Origin of the sequence: Sphingomonas sp. R-74633 (assembly GCF_013416555.1) — a bacterium.
Lineage (GTDB): Bacteria > Pseudomonadota > Alphaproteobacteria > Sphingomonadales > Sphingomonadaceae > Sphingomonas.
This window is the reverse complement of the sequence record NZ_JACCFG010000001.1, coordinates 23,308-43,407: the sequence shown is the minus strand read 5'-3', so window position 1 is coordinate 43,407 and position 20,100 is coordinate 23,308. Positions and strand designations below refer to the sequence as shown.

The following is a 20,100-nucleotide window of genomic DNA, read 5'->3' as shown; positions in this document are numbered from 1 at the left end:
ATGAAGTTCATCTTGCTCGCATCGGCCCTGGCGCTCGGCGGCACCGCCTTTGCGCAGGACGTGCCGCAGACGGCCCCGCAGACCGCGCCGGCCCCGACGCCGCCTGCACCGCCGACCCCGCCGGTCGACACGCCGCCAGCGCCGCCCGCGGCCGAGCCCGCGACGCCGGCCGACCCCGCGATGCCGGCGACCCCGGCGACCAACCCGCCGCCTGCTGCGCCAGAAACCCCGGCTGCCCCGGATGCGGCTATGGCCCCTACCCCGCCGGCTCCGCCCGCGGCCGCTCCGGCACCGCCCGCACCGCCCGCACCGCCGGCCGCAGAAGCGCCGATGCCTTCGGACCCGAAGAGCTATCCGCGTTGCTCGAAGACCATCAAGGATCATTGCCGCCAGTCGCGGTAAAGGATTGGCCGGCGGGCGCGCTTGCGTCCGCCGGTTCCTTGGCTAGGCTCCCGCGATCATTCCGGGAGCCTTTTCATGACCATCGACTTCAAGGACCGCGTCGCCATCGTCACCGGTGCGGGCGGCGGGCTGGGCCGCGGCTATGCGCTCGAGCTGGCCAAGCGCGGGGCAAAGGTCGTGGTCAACGACCTGGGCGGCGCGCGCGACGGCACCGGCCATTCGGATGCGGCGCTCAAGGTGGTCGAGGAGATCGAAGCGCTGGGCGGCGAGGCGATCTCGAATGGCGGCAGCGTCACCGACTATGACCATATGGTCGCAATGGTCGAGGCGGCGAAGGCCAAATGGGGCCGGATCGACATCCTGATCAACAATGCCGGCGTGCTGCGCGACAAGAGCTTCGCCAAGATGGAGCCGGAGGACTTCAAGTTCGTCGTCGACGTCCATCTGATCGGCTCGGCGAACTGCACCAAGGCGGTGTGGGAGACGATGCGCGCGCAGAATTACGGCCGCATCCTGATGACCGCCAGCTCCACCGGGCTGTTCGGCAATTTCGGCCAGGCGAATTACGGCGCGGCCAAGCTCGGCCTCGCGGGGCTGACCAAGACGCTCTATCTCGAAGGCGCCAAGCACGGGATCAAGGTCAACACGATCGCGCCGGTGGCGGGGACACGGATGACCGAGGACCTGTTCCCCGAGGAGGCCTTCAAGGTCTTCGCCCCCGAGAATGTCGCGCCGGCCGCACTGTTCCTGGTGAGCGAGGACGCGCCGACCAACCAGATCGTCGGCGCTGGCGGCGGCGTGGTCCAGGCCGCCTATGTCACGCTGACCCAGGGCGCCAAGCTGGAGGCGCTCACCCCTGAATCGGTGCAGGCGCAATGGGCGCAGATCATCGACCGGACCGGCGAGATCGTGCCCGGTTCGGGTGCCGAGCAGACGATGCTGATTTTGAACAGGTTGCAGCAAGAATAGCCGTCATCCCGGCGAAAGCCGGGATGACGATTTGTGGCGCCCGCCTTACCGTATTGCCTCACTAACACACACATGGTATATCGTCCCCCAACAGGAGGAGAATGCCATGTATAGCGAAAGCGATCTGGCCAGTGCCGTGGAAGCGGGGGCGCTTTCCCCCGCCGCCGCGAATGCGCTGCGCAACTATGTCGCCGAGCGCCGATCGGCGCCGGCGGTGGACGAAGAGCATTTCAAGCTGCTCACCGGCTTCAACGACATCTTCGTGGCGATTGCCGCCGCGCTGATCCTCGTCGCGGCGGGGCGCATTGGCGCCTATTTCGGCGTGATGGCGATCGGCATCGGGCCGGAAGAGCGCGAAGTGGGCGGCAACATGATCGGCGGGGGCATCGCCGTGGCCGCATCGAGCTGGCTGCTCGCCGAATATTTCACTGCCAAGCGCCGCATGGCGTTGCCCTCGATCCTGCTGATGCTCGGCTTTGTCGGCGGCGTGGCCGCGACGCTGTCGGGCATCTTCGCCGCGAACATCCCCTGGATCGAGGAGCAGATGCACCTCGCGACCGACCTGCAGCGCCAGCAGCTGGGCGGCGCCGTGGCCGCGACGGTCGGCGTGCTGACCGCGATCGCGACCTGGATCCACTGGAAGCGCTTCATGGTGCCGATCACGGTTGCCGCCGGTGCAATGGTCATCGTCGGTGCCGCCGTGGGCGTGCTGCTCGCGCTGGTGCCGCAGGCCAAGGACTGGGTGAACGAGATGCTGCTCGTCGCGGGCGTGGCGATGTTCTTCTTCGCGATGCGCTGGGACATGAGCGACCTCGAGCGCCGCACCCGCCGCTCGGACGTGGCGTTCTGGCTCCACCTCGCCGCGGCGCCGCTGATCGCGCATCCGGTGTTCCATATGCTCGGCGTGTTCGACGGCGAGGTTACCGGCCCGATCGCCGCAGTGGTGATCGCGCTCTACATCGTCTTCGCCTTCGTGGCGCTGGCGGTCGACCGCCGCGCGCTGCTCGTCTCGAGCCTGATCTATGTGCTGTGGGCGATGTACGCGCTGTTCCAGGCGACCGGCGCGGTCGAGCTGGCCGCGGCACTGACCGCGCTGGTGATCGGTTCGGCGCTGCTGCTGCTCTCGGCCTTCTGGCAGCCGGTGCGCCGCGCGGTCGTCGGCCTGCTCGGCGGGCTCGAGGAGCGGCTGCCGCCGACCCAACTGGTTACGGCCTGACCTGACACAGGCCGTACCTCCCTTGGGAGGATGAGAGCCCAGGTCCCCAGCCCAGGCTTTCGAAACCCTGCCCCTTCCGTGTCCCCGGCACGGGAGGGGTTTTTACGTTCAGGGCTGTTCGATCACGGCGCCGGGCCGCGCGCTCATCGCGGTGCCGATCGAGGAGCAGACGATCAGGCACACCGCGAACCATTGCAGGCCGGTGAGCACCTCGCCGAGCAGCAGCAATCCCATCAGCGCGCCGACAGCGGGCTCGGCGCTGAGCAGGGTGCCGAAAGTGTTGGCCGGCAGGCGCGGCAGCGCGATCATCTCGAGCGCATAGGGGATCGCGCTGGAGACGATGCCGACTGCCAGGCCGAGCAGCAGTGCCTCGGGACGGAGCAGCGCCGCACCCGAATGGAGGACGCCGACCGGGACGACGAGACAGGCGGCGATCAGCATGCCGCCCGCCGCCGCCGCCGGGCCGTGCGCCTTGCCGGCGTGGCGGCCGGCGAGGATATACGCCGCCCAGCAGGCGCCCGCGACCAGCGCGAGAACGACACCGCGCCAGTCGAGATGCGCGGCGCCCTTCCAGATCGGCAGCAGCAGCAACAGGCCGAACACCGCCAGGCCGATCCACAGGAAGTCGACCTTGCGGCGCGAGGTGAGTACCGCGACCGCGAGCGGGCCGGTGAACTCGATCGCGATGGCGATGCCGAGCGGGATGTAGGACAGGGCCTTGTAGAAGCTGAGGTTCATCACCCCGAGCACGACGCCGTAGATGAGGAGCGAGCGCCAGCCCGCCTCGAGCCTGACGCGCCAGGGGCGGAACACCGCCGAGAGGATCGCCGCGCCGACGATCAGGCGGAGTGCGGTGGCACCTTCCGAACCAACCAGCGGGAAGAGCTGCTTGGCGAACGTCGCGCCCATCGTGACCGAGATCAGCGATATGAACAGCGCGCCGAGCGCGACGAGATCAAGGCGCGCGGAAGCGGGCCGGGAAACGGCAAGACTGGACATGGGCGTACTCGGAAGTTCGATGGTGTGCGGCCCAAGCTACGGATTCCGAGCGATAAGAGCGGTTTATTTTTGCGGTTACTCGATAAAGTTTATCGCCCTAGGCTCGAAAAATGACGAAGATTGAACCGCTCGATTCGTTCGACCGCAAGCTGCTCGAACTGCTCCAACTCGACGTGCACCAGCCGGTTGCGGCGCTGGCCGAGAAAGTCGGCCTCTCCGCGCCCGCCTGTTACCGGCGGATGCGGCGGCTGCGCGAGGCCGGGGTGATCGAGCGCGAGATCGCAGTGGTGCGCCCGAAGACGCTCGGCTGGCCGCTGTCGATGATCGTGCTCGTCTCGCTGGAGCGCGAGAACGCCAATACCGTGGCGGAGATGTTCGACATGTTCCGCGCCGAGCCCGCGGTGATCGAAGCCTGGAACGTCACCGGCGACCATGACTTCGCGGTGCGGATCATCGCGCGCGACATGGAAAGCTATGACGATCTGGTGCGCCGGATGTTCTCGGCACACGAGCGGGTGCGCACCTTCGAGACGCTGGTGGTGATCCGTGAGACCGGGACGAGCCCGGTGCCGGTGGCCTGAAAGATCGAGCTCAGACGCCGTGATGGGCGTTGTCGAACAGCCAGCCCGCCTGCCAGCAGCCATAGACCAGCGCCAATAGCAGGATCGGCCGCCACCAGCGGTGCAGCGGCTCGCCGCGCAGCGAGATGATCAGCCAGATCATATTGGCGAGCCCGAACAGGAGCAGGATCGGCGCGGTCGCGAGGAACCAGCCGATCGCCTCGCCGATAATCGGATCGGAGGGGTCGGTGATCTGGGGCTCGGCCCAATATTGCGAAGCGAGCGCGAGGAACGCGCCGATGCCGGCCAGATTGACCAGGAGCCAGGCGAGCGCGGTGCGGAAGGTCGTCTTCATGCGACCGACCTAGGCGGAGGTGATGCAGTCTTCATGCAGCGCGCATGGGTTTGTCGCGGCTATTCCTCTTCGGGCAGCGGCATTGGCGGCGTGGCGGAGAGCAAATGCGGGCCGACGAGCAAGCCGAAGAGGAAACCGCCGAGATGCGCCTCCCAGGCGATGCCGCCGGCGCGACCGGAGAGCAACGCCGGCAGCGTGATCAGCGCGATCAGGACCAGGTTCTGCTGCACCAGCCCCTTGACCGCGAGCCAGACCTTGCGCGAGCGCACCGCCACCAGCGCGGCGCCACTCGCCTCGAGCCGGATCAGCAGGCCGAGCAGCCCGCAGATTGCGCCCGATGCCCCCAGCATCGGCGTGGTGCCGAGGGGATGGATGGCAAGGTACATCGCCATACCCGCGAGCCCGCTCGCCACGAACAGCGCCAGATAGCGCAACCAGCTTTCCGGCCAGCGGCCCATGAGCGCGATCAACGGCGGACTGACCCCGCACAGGGCGGTGGCGTTCATGACGATGTGCCAGATCCCGGCATGCGCGAACATGTGGAGCGGGATGGTCTCGAACCGACCCTGGGCGAGCGCCCGGCCCGACACGCCCCAGTCGCTCATCCCGTTGCGGAAGAGATCGTAGAATATCCACAACGCGGCCATGATGCCCGCCAGCGCATAGGGAAGGATCTTGCTCTGCCAGGGAACGTGCCAGCCGATACGGAAAAGCGCCTCATCGGTCTCCGCGTCATGCTCCGGTGCAGATTGGCTGAACATGCGATCCCCCCGGATGTGCCGTCTATTCCTCAACCAGCTTCATCAGCCGGCGCTCGACCGGCGCGAGGACCGGGCCGAGTTCCTGCCCGCGCTTGAGGATCATGCCGCCCTCGCCGACCAGCGCCCACATGCCCTGGCGGTTGCGCAAGGCCGGGCGCTTCTCGATGCGGAATTCGGGACGCTCGGCGGCGCGGCGGAAGGCGGCGAACACGGCGGCGTCATTGTCGAAGCTCATCGCATAGTCGCGCCAATGGCCGGCGGCGACCATCCGGCCATAGAGATCGAGGATGCGGGTGAGCTCCAGGCGATCGAAGCCGACCTGGCCGGGACGTCCGAGCGGGAGCGGGGTTACGGTGCCCATTTAGGCGCTGTCGCGCTGCTCCCCTTCCGGATGGCGCTCGGCCAGCACGGCATCGAGCCGCTTGCGCATCGCCTCGAGCTCGCAGCGCATGATCTCGAGCTTCTGGGTCTGGGGATCGAAGATCTCGCTGCACGGCGTGCCATAGGGCACGAAGCCCTTCTGCCACTTCTCCGCCTCGACCAGCGTGGACTTGGCGGGGATGCCGACCATCACCGCGCCTTCGGGCACGTCGCGCGTCACCACGGCATTGGCGCCGATACGGGCGCGCTCGCCGACCGTGATCGGCCCGAGCACCTGCGCGCCCGAGCCGAGGATCGCGCCGTCGAGGATCGTCGGGTGGCGCTTGCCCGCCACGCCATTGTCCGGGCTGGTGCCGCCCAAAGTGACGCACTGGTAGATCGTGACATTGTCGCCGATCTCCGCAGTCTCGCCGATCACGACAAAGCCATGGTCGATGAAGAAATTGCGCCCGATCTTCGCGCCCGGATGGATGTCGATCGCCGTCATCCAGCGCGACCAGTGGTTCACGACGCGGGCGAGGAAAAACAGGCGATTGCGGAACAGCGCGTGCGCGATGCGGTGATAGCCGAGCGCCCATACGCCCGGATAGAGCAGGATCTCGGCATTGCTGCGTGGCGCCGGATCGCGCGCACGGATCGAATCTAGATACGCCTTAAGACGCTGGAACATGGCCGGTTCCCCTTTGCCGCGTCCATTTAGTGCATAGCCGCGCCGATTTCCAGAACGGCCCATCCCAGGCTTTGCCCCGCTAAACAGTATGTATCTTGTTGGAACTCGTTACGCCCGTCATCCATTCCATCCCGGCCCAACCTTCAAGGTGCGAATGATCTTTGGACTCGACCTTTCCGCCCTGCTGCCGTTCATCGCCGTGGGTTTCGCCGCCCAGATGGTCGACGGTGCGCTTGGGATGGCGTTCGGGGTAATCAACTCCACGTTGCTCGTCAGCGTGATGGGGATGCCGCCGGCGCAGGCCTCCGCGATGGTCCACACCGTCGAGACCTTCACCACTGCCGCATCGGGCGCGAGCCATGTCTGGCACAAGAACGTCAACTGGAAGCTGTTCGGCCGGCTGCTGATCCCCGGCGTGATCGGCGGCGTGCTCGGCGCCTATGTGCTGAGCACGGTCGATGCTTCGGTCACCCGCCCCTTCGTGATGACCTATCTCGCCTCGATCGGCATTTACCTGCTCTACCGCGCCTGGCGCGGATCGGTGGAGCCGCGCGAGCCCAAGATCATCGAGCCGCTCGGCCTTGCCGGCGGATTCCTCGATGCAGCGGGCGGTGGTGGCTGGGGGCCAGTGGTGACCAGCAATTTGCTCGTCCAGGGCGCAAGCCCGCGCACCACGATCGGCACGGTCAACACGGTGGAGTTCTTCCTCACCGCCACTGTCTCGGCCGCGTTCATCGCGACGCTCGGCTGGGCGGCATTCTCGCTGCAGACCGTGGGGATCCTGATCGGCGGGCTGATCGCGGCGCCGTTCGGCGGGCTGCTGGCGAAGCGCGTTCCGACCCGGGCGCTGATGGCGCTGGTTGGCACGTTGCTGACCATCACCAGCGCCTATTCGGTGTATAGCGCACTCAGTCACTGATCCGGGCCATTTCCGACCGGAGTGGGCTTGCCAGGCGTGCATTACCTGGGAGACCTTGCCCGTCGAGGGAGAAGCGCATGTTCTGGATGACCGGCCTGGCGATTACGCTGGCGAGCACGCCTGCCGCAGGAGCGGACAAGTGCCACGGAGTCACGCTCGAGGAGGGCGGGCTCAAGATGAACGTCTCCGCCTCGCAGCAGGACGGTGAACCCGCATTCGTCAGCTATATGCTGATCCTGTCCTACAACGCCGATCACAGCTTCGCGCTCGGCGCTAGATATGCGCCCAAGGGAGACGCGCTGGGCGCCCCCACCGGATTGTCGATCACCAGCCAGGTTGTGATGCCGGACGCGATTGCAGGCCCGACGGAGCAGCTGCAATGGTTTCCCCAAAGCGCACAGCCCGGTACCGGCGGGACCGGATGGGTCGTCCATCGCCGTGATTCATCGGCGAATATAGGCCGCGCCTCGGTCACGATAGCCAAGGCTGGTGCGGGCGACGCGGCGCAGACCATCGACCGCGCCCGCCTGGGCGGCGCCTATCGGATCGAGCGCCGGGATCAGAATGGCAAGCTGCTCGCCTCCGGCACCGTGCGCCTGCCGGCGGAGCCGGTCGTGACGGCGCTTTTCCGGAAAGCGCGCGCGGCCGCGATTGCCGGCCTGGAACCCTGTGTAACCACGATGACGATCGCGCCAGCGCCTGCCATGGCGCCGCCCGCGCCGCCTTCGCCCCCGCGATAGGCCATCCGTGTCAAGTCGATCAGTTGCGCTTTATTGATTGATTTGATCGATCAACCCGAACGGGCTTTCCCATTTCACATTGCGCTGCAGCAACCCTATTTGCCGCATTGCAACAACAACCCCCGTTCTGGAGGAATACCAAGCAATGGCTCTCATCGGCAGCACCATCAAGCCGTTCACCGCGCAGGCCTTCAAGGAAGGCAAGTTCGTGCAGGTCACCGACGCGGACACGAAGGGCAAGTGGGCGGTGTTCTTCTTCTACCCGGCCGATTTCACGTTCGTGTGCCCGACCGAGCTCGAGGACCTGGCGGACATCTACCCGCAGCTCCAGAAGATGGGCGTCGAGGTGTACTCGGTGTCGACCGACACCCACTTCAGCCACAAGGCCTGGCACGACACCTCGCCGGCGATCGGCAAGATCAACTACTACATGCTCGGCGACCAGAACCACGCGCTGTCGACCAATTTCGACGTGCTGCGTGAGGGCCAGGGCCTGGCCGATCGCGGCACCTTCGTCGTCGATCCGGAAGGCGTGATCCAGCTGGTCGAGATCACCAGCGAGGGCGTGGGCCGTAACGCGGCCGAGCTGCTCCGCAAGATCAAGGCTGCGCAGTACATTGCCGCGCACCCGGGCGAAGTCTGCCCCGCCAAGTGGGAAGAGGGCGCCGAGACGCTGGCGCCGTCGCTCGACCTGGTCGGCAAGATCTGATCCCCCAGACGCCCGTTAGCCCCCTGGCGGGCGTCCATGCGGCCCGGGACGGCAGGTTACCTTTCGTCCCGGGCCGTTTTGTATCCTGCTCGTCACCCCGGCCCTGTGCCGGGGTCCACTGAGCAACCGGCGGTGCCGCCAGGAAATGCACTGGCCGCATCCTCAAACAACCACCGCCAGTGCCTCGCGGCGCGGTGGACCCCGGAACAAGTCCGGGGTGACGAAAAAAGGAAAAGCCATGCTCGACGCCAATCTGACCCAGCAGCTCAAGGGCTATCTCGTGAACATTCGCGAGCCGATCGAGCTGGTCGCCTCGCTGGGCGACGATGCCAAGTCGCGCGAGCTGGGGGAGCTTCTCGAAGAGATCGCCGCGCTTTCGGACAAGGTCTCGGTCGTCCGCACCGACGACGACGCCCGCAAGCCGAGCTTCCTGATCCACCGCACCGGCAGCGATATCGGCGTGCGCTTCGCCGGTCTGCCGATGGGGCATGAGTTCACTTCGCTGGTGCTCGCCTTGCTCCAGGTCGGCGGCCATCCGAGCAAGGCGGCGCAGGAGCTGATCGAGCAGGTCAGGAACCTCGACGGCGACTTCACTTTCGAGACCTATTTCTCGCTGAGCTGCCAGAACTGCCCTGACGTGGTGCAGGCGCTGAACCTGATGGCAGTGCTCAACCCGCGCATCCGCCACACCGCGATCGACGGCGGACTGTTCCCGGCGGAGGTCGAGGAACGCAAGGTGATGGCGGTGCCCACCGTGTTCCTGAACGGCGAGCCGTTCGCCAGCGGCCGGATGGAGCTCGAGCAGATCGTCGCGAAGATCGACACGGGCGCGGCCAAGCGCACTGCCGAGAAGATCGCGGGCAAGGAGCCATTCGAGGTGCTGGTGGTCGGCGGTGGCCCCGCCGGCGCGGCGGCGGCGATCTATGCAGCGCGCAAGGGCATCCGCACCGGCATCGCCGCGGAGCGCTTCGGCGGGCAGGTGCTCGACACGATGAGCATCGAGAACTTCATCTCGGTCTCGCACACCGAGGGGCCGAAGCTCGCCGCGCAGCTCGAGCAGCACGTCAAGGACTATGACGTCGACATTATGAACCATCAGCTCGGCGCGAAGCTGGTCCCGGCCAAGCATGAGGGCGGGCTGCACGAGGTCGTGCTGGCGAGCGGCGCCTCGCTCAAAGCGCGTACCGTGATCCTCTCGACCGGCGCGCGCTGGCGGACGATGGGCGTGCCGGGCGAGGAGGAATATCGCAACAAGGGCGTGACCTATTGCCCGCACTGCGACGGCCCGCTGTTCAAGGGCAAGCGCGTGGCAGTGATCGGCGGCGGCAATTCGGGTGTCGAGGCCGCGATCGACCTGGCCGGCCTCGTCGCGCACGTCACGCTGATCGAATATGACAGCCAGCTGCGCGCCGATGCGGTGCTGCAGCGCAAGCTCGGCAGCCTGCCCAACGTCAAGGTGATCACCTCGGCGCTGACGACGCTGGTCGAAGGCGATGGCGAGAAGCTGACCAGCCTGACCTACAAGGACCGCAACCACGGCACCGAGCATCAGGTCGAGCTCGAAGGCATCTTCGTGCAGATCGGTCTGGTGCCGAACACCGAGTGGCTGAAGGACGCGATCGCCCTGTCCAACCGCGGCGAGATCGAGATCGATGCGCGCGGCGAGACGAGCCAGCCGGGGATCTTCGCGGCGGGCGACTGCACCACGGTGCCGTACAAGCAGATCGTGATCGCGATGGGCGCGGGTTCGACCGCGGCGCTGTCGGCGTTCGACTATATGATCCGGTTGCCGGATGAGTTGAGCGAGGCGGCGTAATCTCTCGCTGATGGAGAGTGGAAAGGGCCGGGCGCGATCCCGGCCTTTTCTTTAACCCTGCGCGGTGCAGGATATCGGCCATGACCGGCGCACTTCCCCTGCTGTTGGCCTTCGCCGCATGGAGCGGCGCGGACGAGCATGGCACGCAGTTCGGCGCGATGACGCTGATCCTGAACGAGGGGAAGCGCGACCCGGCGGCGCTGCCGATCCTCGACAGCCCCGGCATCCGGCCCCAATTGCAGTTGCGATGGAAGGCGCCGGGCGGCGACATGGCCGTGTCGCTGCTCGATGATGGCCACGTCCTGCAGATCGAGGTCCGCGGCCATGACTGCCTGCAGGCCTCCTCCTTCTATCACTATGTGCGCCGAACCGGCGAGCCCGGGCTCTGGCGGGCGATGGGCGGCCAGCTGCACGCGCTGGCCAGGGCTTGCCCGCGCGTCTCCGCCGAGCGGCGGGCCGCGCTCGACCGCGAATTCGCCGGCACGCGGGACGATTTCGTTGCCGGCGTCGAAGCGTTCAAGAAGCGCGCCGGGTCCGTGGTGGCCCAGGACCTGAAGCGCTGCGCCTTCCCCATCTTCCCGAAGGGGCGCGTGGCCATGGTTCCCGACTCCACCACCGATCGCTGCGGGCGAATGTGGTAACAGGGTGACGTAATCGCCCGAGCCACTATATAGGCGCCTGACAATCGAAACAGGCGATCAATGGCGCAGACCACCTATCTCCCGACGCTCAAGCAGCTCCAATATCTCGCGGCGCTCAAGGACCATGGCCATTTCGGCCGGGCGGCGGAGAGCTGCTATGTCACGCAGTCGACGCTGTCGGCGGGCATTCGCGAGCTGGAGACGCTGATCGGCGTGGTGCTGGTCGAGCGGACACGGCGGGTGGTGCGCTTCACGCCGTTGGGCGAGCGCATCGTCGACAAGGCGCGGCGCGTGCTGCGCGAGGCGGATGAGCTGGGCGACCTGGCGCGTGCCGCCGGGCGGCCGCTTTCGGGCGAGATGCGGATGAGCGTGATCCCGACGATCGCGCCCTTCCTGCTGCCGCGCATCCTGCCCAAGCTGCGCCGCGACTATCCCGACCTGAAGCTCTATCTGCGCGAGGAGACCAGCAGCCAGGCGTGCGAGGGGCTCCACCATGGCCGGACCGACTGCGTGCTGCTCGCCCTTCCTTATGCCTGCGGCGATGTCGAGACGGCGGCGCTGTTCGACGACCGGCTGTTCGTCGCGTTCCGGGAGGGCGAGATGGACCCCACCGCCTCGATCCGTCCGGCGGAGATCGACGAGACACGGCTGCTGATGCTCGAGGACGGGCATTGCCTGAAGGAACATGCGCTGGCCGCCTGCAACCGGCCCGAGCTGCGCGCCGAGGCGACGATGATGGGCACCTCGCTGCACACGATGGTGCAGATGGTCGATAACGGGCTGGGCGTGACGATGCTGCCCGAGATGGCGGTGGATGCGGGGATCCTTGACCACACCCAGGTCACTGCGCGGCCGCTGGATGCGGAAAATGCACTGCGGCGGATCGCTTTGGTGTGGCGCAAGGCTTCGCCCCGGGAGCGGGACTTCCGGCTGCTGGCGGATGTGCTGGCGGAGGCGCGGCCCTGAACGGCCGCCTATTCCACGATCACCCGCACCGGGAAATATTCCCAGCAGGATATGGCGAGCCTCGCGCTGATGCTCCGATAGTGGAAGAACAGATTCTCGGTGTTGCCGATATTCGTCGATGGCGGATTCTTGGCGTGCCTGTCGCTATCGGGATCGTAGAAATAGTAGCGATCGATCTGCCGGTCATATTCCCAGCGGCCGACCTTGGTCTTGTCGGACACGCGCTCGACCAGCGCGTGGCCCACACGCTGCGGAAGCTTCCTTTGCACGGTGAACGCCTCGCCGTGCAGGATGCGGAATTCCTTTTCGTCGGGGCGGAGAATGCCCTTCAGATCGGCGCGGCGCGCATAAATCGACGGCAGGGCGTCGCAGGCGCGCTTCAGCTCTTCTTGCGAGGGGTGCGGACCGATCCCGGTGCAGCCGGCCGCGGCCCCGAGAAGCAGGACGGCAGCCAGGCAGGCGCCCGACGATCGAGCAAGGGGTGCGTGTCTGCTCATCATCGCCCTTCTCAGCTTTCCCAGCGCGTCGCGGCTTGCGCATCGCTTGCGCGAGGCTCGACCCAGCTGGTTTCCTGCCCCCGCCATTCGCGCTTCCAGAAGGGCGCGTCGGTCTTGAGCCGGTCGATCAGGTACGCACACGCGTCGAGCGCCTCGCGGCGGTGCGCGGCGGCGGTGCCGATGAAGACGATGCGCTCGCCAACTTCCATCCGGCCGATGCGGTGAAGGATCGTCACGCCGAGCAGGTTCCAGCGGTCCATCGCCGCCTCGGCGAGCGTGCACAGCGCATCCTCGGTCATGCCGGGATAATGCTCCAACTCGAGCGCGGTGATGCCGTCGCCGCCGCGGACCACGCCGGTGAAGCTCGCCACCCCGCCGGCGCCGCGTTCCTCGAGTGCCGACAGTTCCACGGCGAGCTCGATCGGCGCGGAGTCGATCGAGACGCGAATCATCCGCCGGTCACCGGGGGGAAGAGCGCGACTTCCTTTGCGGCGCCCAGGGGCGTGTCGAGCGAAACGAAACGCTGGTCGATCGCGGCGCGCAGCTTCGCAGGCTCGGCAAAGGCGGCGGCGTGACCGGGGCTTTGCTGTGCCAGCCAGTCGATCAGCTCGGCGACAGTAGTGACCGCTTCGGGCGGGTCGACGCGCTCCTGCCCTGTCCCGACAGCCTCACGGACCCAGGCGAAGTAGAGCAGGTCCATCAAGTATCCATGTGGCGCAGGCCGACGCGGAGATAGTCCCAGCCGGTGATCAGCGTGAGCGCAGCGGCGATCCAGAAGGCGAGCAATGCCGCCTGCCAGAGCCAGAGGAAATCGGGGAGCGCGCCGGCGAGGATCAGTCCGCCCAGCGCGATCAGCTGGAGCGTCGTCTTCCACTTGGCGAGGCGCGAGACGGGAAGCGAGACCTGGATACCGCCAAGGAACTCGCGCAGGCCCGACACCGCGATCTCGCGCACCAGGATCACCAGCGCGGGGATCAAATGCAGGTCGGTGATGACGTGACGCCCGGCGAGGATCAGCAGCACCGCGGCGATCATAATCTTGTCGGCGATCGGATCGAGGAACACGCCGAGCTTCGACACGGTGCCCTGCGCACGGGCGAGATAGCCGTCGAAATAGTCGGTGATGCCCATCAGGCAGTAGATCGCGAAAGCGATGCCGTAGCCCAGCCGCCATTCCGGCCACCAGAGGAACGCCGCGAGCAGCGGCACGGTGATGATGCGGGAGAGGGTGAGGATGTTGGGCAGCGTCAGCATGACCCGAGCTTTATCACTGCAAATATCCTTCCGTCATCCCCGCGCAGGCGGGGATCCAGAGCCAGAAACGGACCGCCCGTCACTCTGGATCCCCGCCTGCGCGGGGATGACGAGAAAGAGTAGCTACTTCAACAGCTTGAAACGGATCGCCTGGCCGCCGCCCGGCGCCAGATCGAGGGTGAGTGCGTCGGCACTGGTCACCACGCGCTTATCGATCGTGTAGGCGACCGGGTTCTTGACGTAATCGGCATCGGCGCTGTCGCGGTAGATCTGCGCTTCGTAGCGCTTGCCGGGCGCGAGGAAGTCGAGCTTCACCGGCAGCTTGCGCGCCATCTCGTCGGTGATTGCGCCGAGATACCAGTCGCCGCCGCCACGCGGCTGGCGGGCGACCACGACATAGTCGCCGATCTCCGAGGCCAGCGTCCTGGTCGTCTCCCAGTCGGTCGGCACGTCGAGGATGAACTGGAAGGCGTCGAGATGCTTCTCGTAATTCTCGGGCAAGTCGGCCGCCATGTGGATCGGCGAATAGAGCACGACATATTCGGCGAGCTGCGCGGCGAGCGTCGACTGGTTGCGCTCGCTGAGCAGCGTCTTGCCATGCTCGAGGTCGAAGATGCCGGGCGTGAAGTCCATCGGCCCGCCGAGCAGGCGGGTGAAGGGGATGATCGTGAGGTGCTCGGGCGGGTTGGTCGGGCGGCCCCAGGCGTTGAACTCCTGCCCGCGCGCGCCTTCGCGGCTCACCCAATTGGGCCAGGTGCGGCGCAGGCCCGTGTCCTTGACCGGCTCATGCGTATCCATCGTGATGTGGCGCTTGGCTGCCGCCTCGATGACCTTCAAATGATGCTGGACCATGAACTGGCCGGCGAACCACTCCTTGCCGCCCTCGCGATCGAGGATGTCGCCTGAGTGGCGGACATAGCCGGTCTTCACTGCCGGCACGCCGACCTTCGCGTAAAGATCGAGCGCGTCGTCGAGCTGGTTCTCGTAATTGACCACCGCGCCGGCGGTCTCGTGATGTCCGATCAAGTGGACGCCCTTCGACTTGGCATAGGCCGAGAGCATCGGCAGGTCGAAATCGGGATAGGATTTGGTGAAGCTGAACTTGTCGCCATTCTCGATCCACTCGCCATCCCAGCCCTGGTTCCAGCCTTCGACGAGCACGCCGTCGAACCCATATTTCGCGGCGAAATCGATGTAGCGCTTCACATTGGCATTGTTGGCGCCGTGGGTCGGGCCGCCGCCCCAAGTGGTCTTGTTGAGGTGCATCTCCCACCACACGCCGACATATTTGCCGGGCTTGAACCAGCTCTGGATGTCGGGGAGCCTGCTCGGCTCGTTGAGGTTGAGCTCGATCCGGCTGTCCGCCAGCGCGCCGGGCGTGGTGCCGATCAGCACGGTGCGCCACGGGGTGGAGAACGGGCCGGTCTTCTTCGCGCCGACGCCGTCGGGCCACGGCATCAGCCAGGCAGTGAGGCTGCCCGCGCCGTCGCCCTGGAGCAGCATGCTCGGAAAATCGACCAAAGCCGCTTCGTGGAAGGAGAGATAGAGGCCGTTGTCGCCCTTGAGCGTCAGCGGCGTTTCCGCGAGCGTGATCCGGCGCGCATCGGTCTGGGTGTAGAGATACTCGTCGCGCTCCTGGCCGAGGCCCTGATACCACCAGGCCTGATAGGTGCCCTTGGTCCTGAACTGCGTGCGGTCGGCCGTGACGCCGACCTGCTGGCCCGCGGGGACGCCGGCATAGGTATAGCGGAAGCCCACGCCGTCATCGAAGATGCGGAAGGTGACCTGCATCGCCTTGTTGAGCGCGGTGTCGCCGGCGACCGTGACCGTGAGCTCGTTGTGGTTGTCGCGGATCAGGCGCTGCTCGCCCCAGGGCTGCTCCCAGCTGGTGTCCGAGGCAGAACGGCGAACGTCGGTGATCGCGGTGTAGCGCGCCTGGGGTTCCCCGGCGAAGCTGAGGCCAAGATTGGAGGGTGCGATCACCACCTGATCGCCGCGCTTCACTTCGTAGCGCGCCTGCCCGCCTTCGACCGACACGCAGACTTCGAGCACCTTGCCCGGCGACTGGGCGCATTCCCCCGCAAGGGCGGTGCCGGGAAGCGCGAGTGCGAGGAGCGTAACGAGGGTACGAACAGTCATCCGGTTTCTTTCCTGTGGGGAGATCATGGCTTGAGGAATGCGGCGCGCAGGCGCTGGCGCAGCGCAGCGCGCTCGGTCGCGCGCAGGTCGCCCAGCGCGCCGCGCTGCGACGGCGGGATATGCGCCGCGCCGTCCTCGGCGAAGACATGGGTTTCGAACATCGCGCGCCAGTACGCGCGCTCGTGCGGCGGCAGTTGCTTGTAGGCGAGCAAAGCGGCGAGGAAGACGTCGTTGGGTTGCTCGACGCCGATCGCATCGTCGCCCCACCAATAATTGACCATCGCGTTGAACGGCCCGAGCGAGCTGACGTGATGCCACCAGCTGCGCGGGATGAAGAGCGCATCGCCGGGATCGAGAAAGGCAATGCGCGCCGTGGCCAGCGCATCGGCGAAGCGCGGGAAGCGGCTCAGGTCGGGCGCCTCGGGATCGACCAGCGACAGCGGTGGCGGATTGTCGAGCGGGCCGACATAGAGGTTCGCGACCTGATCGGGCGGGAACAGCAGGAAGCGGCGGCGCCCGGCGAGGACGCAGGCGAGGTTATGGTCGCGGTCGTTATGCGTGCGCGTATGGACCGGGCCGCCGACCCAGAGGCGCGGGGCGACCTCGGCAGGCAGCAGCGGCATCGGGTTCTGCGCGACGAAATCGGGCATCTGCGCTGCGAGCGGCAGCATCTGGACGGCGACATACGGCGCGTTTTCTTCGCCGGCGAGGCGCAGGATGCGGTCGAGCGCGTCGCTGAGGCGGGCGCTGCGGCGAGTGAAGTTGAACTCGCGCAGGTCCGCGCCATAGCCGAACTTGCCCTGGGTGCGCGCGGGCGCTTCCATCACCGGCACCGGTGCGCCGCGATCCATGCCCTTGAGATAGGTGGGAAGTTCCCCTGCCCGGCCGGCGGCGAGCGCGGGCCAATGCTCGAACAGGCCCTTGAGGACGACGGGCACGCCGGCGGCGATCAGGCCGGCGAGATCAGCGGGCGGCGGCGCGGCGCGCGCGGAGACGCGCGGCAGGGCGTCGAGCAGGCTCGGCTCGGGCGTATCGGTGCGGCGCAGAGGCTCAGCCATGGGCGAGCCCGGCCAGCCAGGCGTCCTGCGTGGGCTGGCGGAGCACCTGCTCGCGGACGAAGCCGAGCATCCGGCGGAACTGTGCCTTCACTTCGTCGGGCGGCACGCGGTCAATCGCCGGCGGCCAGCTTTCGGGTTCCAGGCCATGGCCGAGGAACAGCGCGCGCCAGCTGTCCGGCGGGAGATTCTCTTCTTCGAACGGGACCAGCTCGGCGCGGGCGCGGAACAGCGCGATGGCGTGGGCGAGATCGGGGGCGACGCCGGCTTCGCGCGCGGCATCCCAGAACGGTCCTGCGTAGCGGGCGAGCGCGTAGTGCGCGGACTGGAAATCGCGGATGCGGTCGAGCGCCTGCGGGGCGGTGCGGTTATATTCGTCGCGCTCGGCGGCGAAGCTGGTGGTGGCCGGGAAGCTGGCAAGCAGCTGGACCAGACCTATCTGCAGGCCGAGCAGGTCGAGGCCGTGGACAGGATCGAAGCTGGCGCCGAGCGTGACGCAATTGCCGGTCCAGGGCTGCGCCGGCCGGCCGGGCGCGACGGTGCGGGCCATTGCGCCGGTGAGCGGGAGGCTGCTGGCGACGGTCGCAGCGAGCAATGCCTGCTCGTCGCCGGCATCGGCGCTCGACCAGGCGTGGACGACGTAGGTCGCCGGGCGGCCGGGATGGAGCGCCGTCCAGCCGGTTGGGCCGGCGCGGTTCTCGGCATAGACGGGGACGTTGGGGAAAGCGGGGCCGATAGCGGCGAGGACCCGGTCCACCGGGAAATGCGCGCGCCAGCTGAGGAAGTTCGCGCTGTCGAGCAGCATGCCACCGGTATCGACGAACAGGTCGGCAGTCAGGCGGCGCCCTTCGCCGAGATCGAGCGCGACGATCGTCTCGCCTTCGCGCTCGGCGGTGACCCGATCGGCAGTGTGGACGGTCACGCCGTGGCGGATCGCCGCGTCGCGCAGCAGGCGGGCATAGGGGATCGCCGGCAGATGATAGCCATAGTCGCAGCGGCCGTAGATCTCGTTCTCCTCGTCAGGGAGCATGAGGCGGCCCTGGCGCGCGGCGGCGGCGGTGAGCGAGAAATCGTCGAGCGGGACGTTGAGTCCGTACGCGCGCGCCTTGACCCAATGCGCAAAGAAGTCGCGCCCGCCGATCTGGGTGCCGGCGGAGCCATAGGCGTGGAGAAAGGCCGGATGCGCGCCGGCAAGGTCGGTGAAGTTCTGGCCGAGCGTCAGGCTGGCGCCGGTGGCGCGGAGCAAGGCGGCCTCGTCGATGCGGAGCTGGTTGTGCAGCGCCTCGAGCGCCGGGAAGGTGGCGTAGACATCGACCGGGGCGAGGCCGCTGGGCAGTTCGACCGCCTCGACCTTCACGCCCGATGGGCCGAGCCCACGGGCCAAAGCTGCGGCGGTAAGCCAGAGCGGGGCGTCACGGCCGGCGACGACGACGGTGAAGGGGGTGCTCATGCCGACACCGCCTGGTCGTCGGCGCCGCGGCGGGTTGCCGAGCAATAGCTCTCGATGAACTCGGCATGCCCGGGCAGCGCCGCCGCGTTGGTGGCGATGCGTTCCTTGAGATCGGCGAGGCGGTCGGTGACTTCGTCGAGCGGGGCGCGGTCGGCCTGGCGATCATAGGCCTGGGGCAGAATCCCCTGCCCCATCAGCACCGCCAGCCAGCTGTCGCGCGAGAACAGGCCGAGCGTATAGTCGGGCGCGCGGCCGCTCGAGCGGAACAGCTCGATCTTGTGGGCGAGGCTGTCCGGCAGCGCCATGTTGCGCACATGGTCCCAGAGCGGTTCGCCGTGGCGGGCATTGGCGGTGTAATGGAGCACCAGGAAGTCGCGGGTGCGGTCGTAATGGATCGCGTAGAGCCGGTTGAACTCGGCGGCGAGGCGCGGATCCGGCGCGCCGCCCGGGAGCGGCATCAGGTTGGCGAGATCCATCACCGCGGCCTGGATCAGGAAGATGCTGGTCGATTCGAGCGGCTCGAGAAAGCCCGAGGACAGCCCGATCGCGACGACATTGCCTTCCCAGCCGCGCTCGCGGCGGCCGGCCTGGAAGCGCAGCGTGCGGGGATCGGCGAGCGGGGCGCCGTCGATCGCGCCGAGGACAGTCTCGCGCGCCTGCTCCTCGGTGCAAAAGGCGCTCGAGAAGACATAGCCATTGCCGGTTCGGTGCTGGAGCGGGATGCGCCAGGTCCAGCCGCCGGTCTGGGCGGTCGAGCGCGTGAAGGGCGTGATGCCGGAAACGCTGGCGCAGGGCACGGCCATTGCGCGGTCGCAGGGTAGCCATTCGCTCCAGTCCTGCCATTCCACGCCCATCGCTGCCCCGAGCAGCAGCGAGCGGAAACCCGAGCAGTCGATGAACAGATCGCCCTCGATCGCAGTGCCGGATTCGAGCGAGACGCTTTCGACCAGCCCGCTCTCGGGATTGCGCGCGACATCGACGATCTTGCCCTCGACGCGCCGCACGCCGCGCTGGGTCGCCCAGCCGCGCAGGAACTGGGCGTAGAGCCCGGCGTCGAAATGATAGGCGTAGGAGAAGGTCGAGCGGATCGAGCGCGTGTCTTCGTTGGGCAGGTCGAACACGCCTTCGCGGCACATCGCCACGGCGAAGCTATAGTCGAACCAGTCGCCGACGGCCTGGCCGGCAGCCTTGGCGCGCAGCCAGTGGTGCTGGAAGTCGAGCCCGCCCCAGCGCTCGCCGAACGTGCCGAAGGGGTGGACATAGCGGCCGCCGGGCTTGTCCCAGCCGACGAACTCGATGCCCAGCTTGAAGCTGCCCTGGGTGGCGGCCATGAACTCGGTCTCGTCGAGCCCGAGCATCGCGTTGAACTCGCGAATGTGCGGCAGCGTGGCCTCGCCGACGCCGACCGTGCCGATCTCGTCGGACTCGATCAGGGTCAGCGCATAGTCGGTATTGGGGAGCAGCCGCGTGAGGCCGGCCGCGCACATCCAGCCCGCGGTGCCACCGCCGACGATGACGACGCGCAAGGGCGTCGCGGATGGGTTCGAGCTGGACTGCATGACAACCCCCTGAAGAGAAAAACGGCGCCGCCGGAATGAAGG

General features: G+C 67.3%; 23 protein-coding genes. 10 read left to right on the top strand and 13 right to left on the bottom strand.

Features of this window, described 5'->3' with window-relative positions; translation table 11 throughout:
* From HZY97_RS00165 to HZY97_RS00155, 3 genes are all read left to right on the top strand, one after another.
* Complete coding sequence (locus HZY97_RS00165; protein WP_180139096.1) at window positions 1-402, top strand: Fe-S oxidoreductase; 402 nt, start codon at window positions 1-3, stop codon at window positions 400-402.
* A 75-nt stretch (window positions 403-477) separates the two neighbouring features.
* Window positions 478-1,371, top strand: coding sequence for an SDR family NAD(P)-dependent oxidoreductase (locus HZY97_RS00160; RefSeq protein WP_180139093.1), 894 nt, complete (start codon window positions 478-480; stop codon window positions 1,369-1,371).
* A gap of 106 nt (window positions 1,372-1,477) precedes the next feature.
* Complete coding sequence (locus HZY97_RS00155; protein WP_180139079.1) at window positions 1,478-2,587, top strand: hypothetical protein; 1,110 nt, start codon at window positions 1,478-1,480, stop codon at window positions 2,585-2,587.
* Between the two features lie 108 nt (window positions 2,588-2,695).
* Here the strand turns inward: HZY97_RS00155 and HZY97_RS00150 are convergent, their stop codons facing one another.
* Window positions 2,696-3,586, bottom strand: a complete 891-nt coding sequence (locus tag HZY97_RS00150) for an EamA family transporter (protein WP_180139076.1) — start codon at window positions 3,584-3,586, stop codon at window positions 2,696-2,698.
* A 110-nt stretch (window positions 3,587-3,696) separates the two neighbouring features.
* Here HZY97_RS00150 and HZY97_RS00145 point away from each other — a divergent pair, with 110 nt between their 5' ends.
* Complete coding sequence (locus tag HZY97_RS00145) at window positions 3,697-4,167, top strand: Lrp/AsnC family transcriptional regulator (protein WP_180139073.1); 471 nt, start codon at window positions 3,697-3,699, stop codon at window positions 4,165-4,167.
* 10 nt (window positions 4,168-4,177) lie between these two features.
* Here the strand turns inward: HZY97_RS00145 and HZY97_RS00140 are convergent, their stop codons facing one another.
* The 4 genes from HZY97_RS00140 to epsC are packed head-to-tail and all read right to left on the bottom strand — an operon-like array spanning window position 4,178 to window position 6,313.
* The gene (locus HZY97_RS00140; protein WP_180139069.1) at window positions 4,178-4,501 is read right to left on the bottom strand and encodes a hypothetical protein; all 324 of its coding nucleotides are present in this window, start codon (window positions 4,499-4,501) and stop codon (window positions 4,178-4,180) included.
* 59 nt (window positions 4,502-4,560) lie between these two features.
* Window positions 4,561-5,262, bottom strand: coding sequence for a rhomboid family intramembrane serine protease (locus tag HZY97_RS00135; protein ID WP_180139067.1), 702 nt, complete (start codon window positions 5,260-5,262; stop codon window positions 4,561-4,563).
* 22 nt (window positions 5,263-5,284) lie between these two features.
* The gene (locus tag HZY97_RS00130) at window positions 5,285-5,623 is read right to left on the bottom strand and encodes a DUF2794 domain-containing protein (protein WP_180139064.1); all 339 of its coding nucleotides are present in this window, start codon (window positions 5,621-5,623) and stop codon (window positions 5,285-5,287) included.
* On the bottom strand, window positions 5,624-6,313 hold the full coding sequence (gene epsC / locus HZY97_RS00125; RefSeq protein ID WP_180139061.1) for a serine O-acetyltransferase EpsC: 690 nt from the start codon (window positions 6,311-6,313) through the stop codon (window positions 5,624-5,626).
* A gap of 154 nt (window positions 6,314-6,467) precedes the next feature.
* Between epsC and HZY97_RS00120 the strand changes: the two genes are divergently transcribed.
* The 6 genes from HZY97_RS00120 (at window position 6,468) to HZY97_RS00095 (ending at window position 12,104) form a co-directional block, all read left to right on the top strand.
* Window positions 6,468-7,232 carry a sulfite exporter TauE/SafE family protein gene (locus tag HZY97_RS00120; RefSeq protein WP_180139058.1) on the top strand — a complete coding sequence of 255 codons (765 nt, stop codon included), beginning with the start codon at window positions 6,468-6,470 and terminating at the stop codon, window positions 7,230-7,232.
* Between the two features lie 77 nt (window positions 7,233-7,309).
* On the top strand, window positions 7,310-7,972 hold the full coding sequence (locus HZY97_RS00115) for a hypothetical protein (protein ID WP_180139055.1): 663 nt from the start codon (window positions 7,310-7,312) through the stop codon (window positions 7,970-7,972).
* Window positions 7,973-8,117: 145 nt separating this feature from the next.
* The gene (ahpC, locus tag HZY97_RS00110) at window positions 8,118-8,681 is read left to right on the top strand and encodes an alkyl hydroperoxide reductase subunit C (protein ID WP_180139052.1); all 564 of its coding nucleotides are present in this window, start codon (window positions 8,118-8,120) and stop codon (window positions 8,679-8,681) included.
* A 238-nt stretch (window positions 8,682-8,919) separates the two neighbouring features.
* Complete coding sequence (ahpF, locus tag HZY97_RS00105) at window positions 8,920-10,497, top strand: alkyl hydroperoxide reductase subunit F (RefSeq protein ID WP_180139049.1); 1,578 nt, start codon at window positions 8,920-8,922, stop codon at window positions 10,495-10,497.
* An 80-nt stretch (window positions 10,498-10,577) separates the two neighbouring features.
* A complete protein-coding gene (locus HZY97_RS00100) occupies window positions 10,578-11,138 on the top strand; it encodes a hypothetical protein (protein ID WP_180139046.1) in 561 nt (186 codons plus the stop codon).
* 60 nt (window positions 11,139-11,198) lie between these two features.
* Window positions 11,199-12,104, top strand: a complete 906-nt coding sequence (locus HZY97_RS00095; RefSeq protein ID WP_180139044.1) for a hydrogen peroxide-inducible genes activator — start codon at window positions 11,199-11,201, stop codon at window positions 12,102-12,104.
* 8 nt (window positions 12,105-12,112) lie between these two features.
* Here HZY97_RS00095 and HZY97_RS00090 read toward each other — a convergent pair whose 3' ends face one another.
* The 8 genes from HZY97_RS00090 to HZY97_RS00055 all read right to left on the bottom strand — a co-directional run bounded on the left by HZY97_RS00090 (window position 12,113) and on the right by HZY97_RS00055 (window position 20,058).
* Window positions 12,113-12,688, bottom strand: coding sequence for a hypothetical protein (locus HZY97_RS00090; protein WP_180139042.1), 576 nt, complete (start codon window positions 12,686-12,688; stop codon window positions 12,113-12,115).
* Window positions 12,613-13,053 (bottom strand): molybdenum cofactor biosynthesis protein MoaE, encoded by a 441-nt coding sequence (locus tag HZY97_RS00085; protein WP_180139040.1) that lies wholly within the window; start codon window positions 13,051-13,053, stop codon window positions 12,613-12,615. Before HZY97_RS00085 ends, HZY97_RS00090 begins: the two co-directional genes overlap by 76 nt.
* Window positions 13,050-13,301 (bottom strand): molybdopterin converting factor subunit 1, encoded by a 252-nt coding sequence (moaD, locus tag HZY97_RS00080; protein ID WP_180139038.1) that lies wholly within the window; start codon window positions 13,299-13,301, stop codon window positions 13,050-13,052. Before moaD ends, HZY97_RS00085 begins: the two co-directional genes overlap by 4 nt.
* Window positions 13,301-13,855 (bottom strand): CDP-diacylglycerol--glycerol-3-phosphate 3-phosphatidyltransferase, encoded by a 555-nt coding sequence (gene pgsA / locus HZY97_RS00075; RefSeq protein ID WP_180139036.1) that lies wholly within the window; start codon window positions 13,853-13,855, stop codon window positions 13,301-13,303. The genes moaD and pgsA overlap by 1 nt, the downstream gene beginning before the upstream one ends.
* A 123-nt stretch (window positions 13,856-13,978) precedes the next feature.
* The gene (locus HZY97_RS00070) at window positions 13,979-15,994 is read right to left on the bottom strand and encodes a glycoside hydrolase family 97 protein (RefSeq protein WP_180139035.1); all 2,016 of its coding nucleotides are present in this window, start codon (window positions 15,992-15,994) and stop codon (window positions 13,979-13,981) included.
* A 23-nt stretch (window positions 15,995-16,017) separates the two neighbouring features.
* Window positions 16,018-17,052 carry a cupin-like domain-containing protein gene (locus HZY97_RS00065; RefSeq protein WP_180139033.1) on the bottom strand — a complete coding sequence of 345 codons (1,035 nt, stop codon included), beginning with the start codon at window positions 17,050-17,052 and terminating at the stop codon, window positions 16,018-16,020.
* On the bottom strand, window positions 17,045-18,499 hold the full coding sequence (locus tag HZY97_RS00060; RefSeq protein ID WP_180139030.1) for a tryptophan 7-halogenase: 1,455 nt from the start codon (window positions 18,497-18,499) through the stop codon (window positions 17,045-17,047). Before HZY97_RS00060 ends, HZY97_RS00065 begins: the two co-directional genes overlap by 8 nt.
* Window positions 18,496-20,058 (bottom strand): tryptophan halogenase family protein, encoded by a 1,563-nt coding sequence (locus HZY97_RS00055; protein WP_180139028.1) that lies wholly within the window; start codon window positions 20,056-20,058, stop codon window positions 18,496-18,498. The genes HZY97_RS00060 and HZY97_RS00055 overlap by 4 nt, the downstream gene beginning before the upstream one ends.
* Window positions 20,059-20,100: the final 42 nt, after the last annotated feature.

What these genes read in the sequence shown, in the direction of transcription:
- HZY97_RS00165 (WP_180139096.1), top strand. Translation starts at nt 1, where the DNA reads ATGAAGTTCATCTTGCTCGCATCGGCCCTGGCGCTCGGCGGCACCGCC.
- HZY97_RS00160 (WP_180139093.1), top strand. Translation starts at nt 478, where the DNA reads ATGACCATCGACTTCAAGGACCGCGTCGCCATCGTCACCGGTGCGGGC.
- HZY97_RS00155 (WP_180139079.1), top strand. Translation starts at nt 1,478, where the DNA reads ATGTATAGCGAAAGCGATCTGGCCAGTGCCGTGGAAGCGGGGGCGCTT.
- HZY97_RS00150 (WP_180139076.1), bottom strand. Translation starts at nt 3,586, where the DNA reads ATGTCCAGTCTTGCCGTTTCCCGGCCCGCTTCCGCGCGCCTTGATCTC.
- HZY97_RS00145 (WP_180139073.1), top strand. Translation starts at nt 3,697, where the DNA reads ATGACGAAGATTGAACCGCTCGATTCGTTCGACCGCAAGCTGCTCGAA.
- HZY97_RS00140 (WP_180139069.1), bottom strand. Translation starts at nt 4,501, where the DNA reads ATGAAGACGACCTTCCGCACCGCGCTCGCCTGGCTCCTGGTCAATCTG.
- HZY97_RS00135 (WP_180139067.1), bottom strand. Translation starts at nt 5,262, where the DNA reads ATGTTCAGCCAATCTGCACCGGAGCATGACGCGGAGACCGATGAGGCG.
- HZY97_RS00130 (WP_180139064.1), bottom strand. Translation starts at nt 5,623, where the DNA reads ATGGGCACCGTAACCCCGCTCCCGCTCGGACGTCCCGGCCAGGTCGGC.
- epsC (WP_180139061.1), bottom strand. Translation starts at nt 6,313, where the DNA reads ATGTTCCAGCGTCTTAAGGCGTATCTAGATTCGATCCGTGCGCGCGAT.
- HZY97_RS00120 (WP_180139058.1), top strand. Translation starts at nt 6,468, where the DNA reads ATGATCTTTGGACTCGACCTTTCCGCCCTGCTGCCGTTCATCGCCGTG.
- HZY97_RS00115 (WP_180139055.1), top strand. Translation starts at nt 7,310, where the DNA reads ATGTTCTGGATGACCGGCCTGGCGATTACGCTGGCGAGCACGCCTGCC.
- ahpC (WP_180139052.1), top strand. Translation starts at nt 8,118, where the DNA reads ATGGCTCTCATCGGCAGCACCATCAAGCCGTTCACCGCGCAGGCCTTC.
- ahpF (WP_180139049.1), top strand. Translation starts at nt 8,920, where the DNA reads ATGCTCGACGCCAATCTGACCCAGCAGCTCAAGGGCTATCTCGTGAAC.
- HZY97_RS00100 (WP_180139046.1), top strand. Translation starts at nt 10,578, where the DNA reads ATGACCGGCGCACTTCCCCTGCTGTTGGCCTTCGCCGCATGGAGCGGC.
- HZY97_RS00095 (WP_180139044.1), top strand. Translation starts at nt 11,199, where the DNA reads ATGGCGCAGACCACCTATCTCCCGACGCTCAAGCAGCTCCAATATCTC.
- HZY97_RS00090 (WP_180139042.1), bottom strand. Translation starts at nt 12,688, where the DNA reads ATGGCGGGGGCAGGAAACCAGCTGGGTCGAGCCTCGCGCAAGCGATGC.
- HZY97_RS00085 (WP_180139040.1), bottom strand. Translation starts at nt 13,053, where the DNA reads ATGATTCGCGTCTCGATCGACTCCGCGCCGATCGAGCTCGCCGTGGAA.
- moaD (WP_180139038.1), bottom strand. Translation starts at nt 13,301, where the DNA reads ATGGACCTGCTCTACTTCGCCTGGGTCCGTGAGGCTGTCGGGACAGGG.
- pgsA (WP_180139036.1), bottom strand. Translation starts at nt 13,855, where the DNA reads ATGCTGACGCTGCCCAACATCCTCACCCTCTCCCGCATCATCACCGTG.
- HZY97_RS00070 (WP_180139035.1), bottom strand. Translation starts at nt 15,994, where the DNA reads ATGACTGTTCGTACCCTCGTTACGCTCCTCGCACTCGCGCTTCCCGGC.
- HZY97_RS00065 (WP_180139033.1), bottom strand. Translation starts at nt 17,052, where the DNA reads ATGGCTGAGCCTCTGCGCCGCACCGATACGCCCGAGCCGAGCCTGCTC.
- HZY97_RS00060 (WP_180139030.1), bottom strand. Translation starts at nt 18,499, where the DNA reads ATGAGCACCCCCTTCACCGTCGTCGTCGCCGGCCGTGACGCCCCGCTC.
- HZY97_RS00055 (WP_180139028.1), bottom strand. Translation starts at nt 20,058, where the DNA reads ATGCAGTCCAGCTCGAACCCATCCGCGACGCCCTTGCGCGTCGTCATC.